Source organism: Bradyrhizobium sp., assembly GCF_030697065.1.
Taxonomy (GTDB): domain Bacteria; phylum Pseudomonadota; class Alphaproteobacteria; order Rhizobiales; family Xanthobacteraceae; genus Bradyrhizobium.
The window spans coordinates 1-4,424 of the sequence record NZ_JAUYQU010000328.1 but is presented as its reverse complement, the minus strand read 5'-3'; the positions used below and the strand labels follow the sequence as shown (position 1 = coordinate 4,424).

Here is a 4,424-nt window from a genome sequence, read left to right as displayed (position 1 = left end):
TCCACCCGGCATCCTCTGGCGCCAGCCGGCCGAGCGCCGTCATCAGATCGTCGAGCACCGACGGATCTGCGTTTTCCTGGATCGTCAGCGATGCCGAGGTATGGCGGATGAACAGCGTCACCGCGCCCTCCTGCGCGCCGGCGTCGCGGACAAATTTTGCGATCTCGGCGGTAAGGTCGGTGAAGCCGGCGCCGCGCGTCTGCACCGTCAGCAGCGAGGACACGATGGTGGCGGCGGTGACCGTCGACGGCGCGGAGCGGGAGATCGATTTGTGTGGGGGCATTGGGCCTCAAATCCGGCCGGATACGTCCTTCTGCACCCGGTTGGCCATCTCGATCAGCCGCTTCCACGCCCGCTCCAGAAACGACATCACGCGGTCCATGTCCTGGTCGCTCGGCAATGGAATCTCGATCTTGCGCTCGCCCTCGGCCACCTTCGGGTCGGACTTTTTCAGCGAATCGGTCTTGGGCAGGCTTTCCTGCGGCAATGCTTCGTCGATCTTGCCGGTGACGGCGGATTCGCGCGCCGCCAGCTCGGCCTTCAGTCTTTCATTGTCGGCCTGCAGCCGGCCGATTTCCGCATCGAGCGCCGCGCGTTCGTCGGGCACGGCGTAGCAGGCCCAGCCCGACCCGCCATTGCTGCAGGTCGAAACCGCGCCGGTCCTGGTATCCAGCCGGACCACGCCATCGCCGACCGTCGACATCGAATAACGGCCCTTTTCGTTGTCCGGCAACGGTTGCGCGACCGCGGCGCCGATTCCGGCAACGGAACCGGCGAGAGCGAAAATCACTGCGCCGGCTGCGATGGCTGTGGAGAACTTCGAGGGCGATGTCGCTGTGCTCATGGGCTCCCTCCGCCTCAAGACCGATAGACCGTCAAAGGTCCCTTGATCCTACACCTGCGACCTATAGGGCGCCCGGCCGGATTTCAATGCATCGGCGAGCAATTCGATCCGGTCCTGCCCCCAGAATACCTCACCGTCGAGCACATAGCCGGGCGATCCGAACACGTCGGCCGCCAGCGCATCCTGCCGGTTTTTCTCATAGGCCGCGCTGATCTCGTCCGATGCCGAACGCTCCACCAGCTGCTTGCCGGGAAGCCCGGAATCGTCGGCCAGTCTGATCAGCACGGCCGGATCGGTCAGATTGAGCTGATCTTCCCACACCGCCGCATAGGCCCGCCGCAAATAGGGATCGGGATCGTGACCGGCCTCCAGCGCCGCAATCACCACGCCATCGGCGAGCCGCGCGTTGAACGGCCAGTTTGCCGGCTGCAGATGGAATTTCAGGCCGCGCTTGTCGCGCCAGCGCTGCAGTTCGACCATCCGGTAGCGCTGCCGCACCGGATGCCGCTTCATCAGCGGCAGGCCGCCGGTTTCCGAGAACAGGTCGACCAGCACCACCGGCCTGTGATTCACCTTCAGATCGTAGGTACTCGCAACCTCGCGGAAAAATTGGTGCCCGATATAGGCCCACGGGGACTGGAACGAAAAATAGTAATCGACCTGACGCGGCATACGGTCTCCGGGTGGGAATGGCTGTCCGGGACCATCCCAACAGACCCGCCGGGGCCGTGCAAGGTCGGTTAAGATCGGCTGAGATCGGGGTTAGCTGTTGCAGTGCGGCGAGAGCGCGGCCACCGATCCCGCTCCGGTTGAATAAATCGATATAAATCAACGCACTAACTGGTTACGACGCAATCTTGACTTGGTTAGATGTGGTCAGTATGGTCCGCGCGGCTTTTGAGGGTGACGGGGCGTTATTTCCATCCACCGCAGGTACGTTTGGGCTCCACAGCATGGCTGAAGGCACGAACGGCGAGCGAAATGGAAGTCGCGACAAATCGTCCGACGAAGCCGCGCTTTCCGCAAGGCTCGGAAGTCTGGATCACCGGTTGTCCGAAATTCGGGACAGCCGCAAGATCGGGACTGACCCGTCCGGAAGTGAGCAGGCTCAGGCCAGGGCATCCGCGATGGCCGTGGGACTTCGCCTCTCCTCCGAACTGGTCGCGGGTGTGCTTGGCGGAGCAGCTCTCGGATGGGGTTTCGATCGCCTGTTGTCGACTTCGCCCTGGGGCCTCATCGTATTCTTGCTGCTTGGCTTCACCGCCGGCGTCATCAATGTGATGCGGACGGCGGGTGTGATGGCGAAGCAGAATGAACGGCTCTGACGCGGGCATCGTGAGGCGCAACCGAACGTTCGACGCGATCCCTAGAGATCGCGAAACCGATAGACTGAGAGACGTATGGCCGCCGATCCGATCCAACAGTTCGCGCTCAAGAAGATCTTCACCATCGGGCACATCGGTGGGCAGGAGATCGCGTTCACCAATTCGTCGGCCTACATGTTCCTGTCGGTGGCGGTGATCTCGCTGCTGATGCTCGGCACCGGCCGGCAGCTGATCCCGGGCCGCATGCAGTCGGTGGCCGAACTGAGCTACGAGTTCGTCGCCAGCACGATCAGAAGTACCGCCGGCTCGGAAGGCATGAAGTTCTTCCCGCTGGTGTTCTCGCTGTTCATGTTCATCTGCATTTCGAACGTGATCGGCGTCATCCCCTATACGTTCACGGTTTCAAGCCATCTCATCGTCACTTTCGGGCTGGCGGTTCTGGTGTTCCTCATCGTGGTGTTCTACGGCTTCTACAAGAATGGCCTGAAGTTCTTCAAGCTGTTCGTGCCGTCGGGCGTGCCGCTCTACATCCTGCCGCTGGTGGTGGTGGTCGAGGTCATTTCGTTCTTCCTGAAGCCGGTTTCGCATTCGGTGCGGCTGTTCGCGAACATGCTGGCCGGCCACATCGCGCTGAAGGTGTTCGCGAGCTTCGTCGGCATGCTCGGCGCCATCGGCTTTATCGGCTGGGTCGGCGCCGTGCTGCCGCTCGGCCTGACCGTCGCGCTGACCGCACTCGAACTGCTGGTCGCGTTCCTGCAGGCCTACGTCTTCACCATTCTCACCTGCATCTACCTCAACGATGCTATCCATCCGGGTCACTAAGGCCCCTCACGCAAATCTGCTGCTCTGGCAGACCTCAAAGAAGGAGTTCGTTTCATGGATCCGATTGCCGCGAAGTACATTGGCGCTGGTATTGCCTGCATTGGCATGGGTCTCGCAGGCGCCGGCGTGGCCAACATCTTCGGCAACTATCTGGCCGCAGCGATCCGTAACCCCTCGGCCGCTCAGGGCCAGTTCGGCAACCTGATTTTCGGTTTCGCCGTGACCGAAGCGCTCGGCATCTTCTCGCTGCTGATCGCACTGTTGCTGCTGTTCGCGGTCTGACCCAACACCGATCTGGCCGGTGAGGTCCCGATCCGGGACCTCGATCGTCCAACGAGGAGAAGCCCGTGGCTACGACGGCCCAAACCGCGGCGGATGGCGGCCAGAAGGCCCCGTTTCCGCCGTTCCAGACGGAGACCTATGCTTCGCAGCTGGTGTCCCTGCTGATCGCGTTCGTTGCACTTTACCTGATCGTCTCGCGTATCGCCTTGCCGCGCGTCGGCAAGACGATCGACGACCGTCAGGCTGCAATCGAGGGCGATCTGGCCGCGGCGCAAAAGCTGAAGGACGAGTCGGACAACGCCCTGAAGGCCTATGAGAGCGAACTGGCCGCGGCCCGCTCGCGCGCGCAGGCGATCGGCGCCGAGACTCGCGAAAAGCTGAATGCGGCATCGGAAGCCGAACGCAAGGCGCTGGAAGACAAGCTCTCGGTCAAGCTGGCCGAGGCTGAAAAAACCATCGCGTCGACCCGCGAGACCGCGATGAGCAACGTCCACGGCATCGCCGCGGAAGCAGCCACCGCGATCGTGCAGCGGCTGACCGGCGTGGTGCCCGACGGCAAGGCCGTGTCCTCGGCCGTCGACGCGTCGCTGAAGGGATAATTTCAATGTTCGCCCAACCGGATTTCTGGGTTGCCGTAGCCTTCGTGATCCTGATGGCGGTGTTTGCCTATTTCGGCATTCATCGCACGGTGCTGACCGCGCTCGATCGCCGCAGCGAGCGGATCAGGTCCGAACTCGACGACGCCCGCCGGCTCAAGGACGAAGCCGCCAAGCTGCTGGCGGAATACAAGGCCCGCCACGCCAGGGCGGAAGCCGAGGCGCAGGAAATCATCACAGCCGCCAAGGCCGAAGCTGAACGCATTGCCGACGAAGCCAGGACGAAGATGGAGGATTTTGTAACCCGGCGCACCAAGACCGCCGAGAGCAAGATCGCGCTCGCCGAAGCCCAGGCGCTCGCCGACGTTCGCGCGGCTGCGGCCGATGCCGCGGTGACGGCCGCTTCCACCATCCTGTCGCAGACGGCGCGGGGCCCGGTCGCGGACGACCTGCTGGCCAGGGGCATCGCCGAGGTCAAGGCCAAGCTGAACTGACAATTTTCAATCGTCGACACCAGCCGGTGCGAGATGATCGCGCCGGCTTTTCTTGCGTGTT

At 62.9% G+C, this 4,424-nt stretch carries 8 protein-coding genes; 5 read left to right on the top strand and 3 right to left on the bottom strand.

All coding sequences use genetic code 11. The features are described from left to right. The 3 genes from Q8R73_RS25995 to Q8R73_RS25985 form a co-directional block, all read right to left on the bottom strand. The coding region (locus Q8R73_RS25995; RefSeq protein WP_305722404.1) for a YjbQ family protein at positions 1–283 on the bottom strand (283 nt) is incomplete at its 3' end. 6 nt (positions 284–289) lie between these two features. Next, a complete protein-coding gene (locus Q8R73_RS25990; RefSeq protein ID WP_305722403.1) occupies positions 290–844 on the bottom strand; it encodes a hypothetical protein in 555 nt (184 codons plus the stop codon). Between the two features lie 48 nt (positions 845–892). Next, the gene (locus Q8R73_RS25985; protein WP_305722402.1) at positions 893–1,516 is read right to left on the bottom strand and encodes a 2-hydroxychromene-2-carboxylate isomerase; all 624 of its coding nucleotides are present in this window, start codon (positions 1,514–1,516) and stop codon (positions 893–895) included. Positions 1,517–1,797: 281 nt separating this feature from the next. Between Q8R73_RS25985 and Q8R73_RS25980 the strand changes: the two genes are divergently transcribed. From Q8R73_RS25980 to Q8R73_RS25960, 5 genes are all read left to right on the top strand, one after another. Next, positions 1,798–2,169, top strand: coding sequence for an AtpZ/AtpI family protein (locus tag Q8R73_RS25980; RefSeq protein ID WP_305722405.1), 372 nt, complete (start codon positions 1,798–1,800; stop codon positions 2,167–2,169). Between the two features lie 75 nt (positions 2,170–2,244). Beyond that, positions 2,245–2,991, top strand: a complete 747-nt coding sequence (locus Q8R73_RS25975; RefSeq protein WP_305722401.1) for a F0F1 ATP synthase subunit A — start codon at positions 2,245–2,247, stop codon at positions 2,989–2,991. A gap of 54 nt (positions 2,992–3,045) precedes the next feature. Beyond that, positions 3,046–3,273, top strand: a complete 228-nt coding sequence (locus Q8R73_RS25970; protein WP_305722400.1) for a F0F1 ATP synthase subunit C — start codon at positions 3,046–3,048, stop codon at positions 3,271–3,273. 65 nt (positions 3,274–3,338) lie between these two features. Further along, entirely contained in the window at positions 3,339–3,872 is a 534-nt protein-coding gene (locus Q8R73_RS25965) for a F0F1 ATP synthase subunit B' (protein WP_305722399.1), read from the top strand. Between the two features lie 5 nt (positions 3,873–3,877). After that, entirely contained in the window at positions 3,878–4,363 is a 486-nt protein-coding gene (locus Q8R73_RS25960) for an ATP F0F1 synthase subunit B (RefSeq protein ID WP_305722398.1), read from the top strand. The last annotated feature ends 61 nt before the right edge of the window (positions 4,364–4,424 follow it).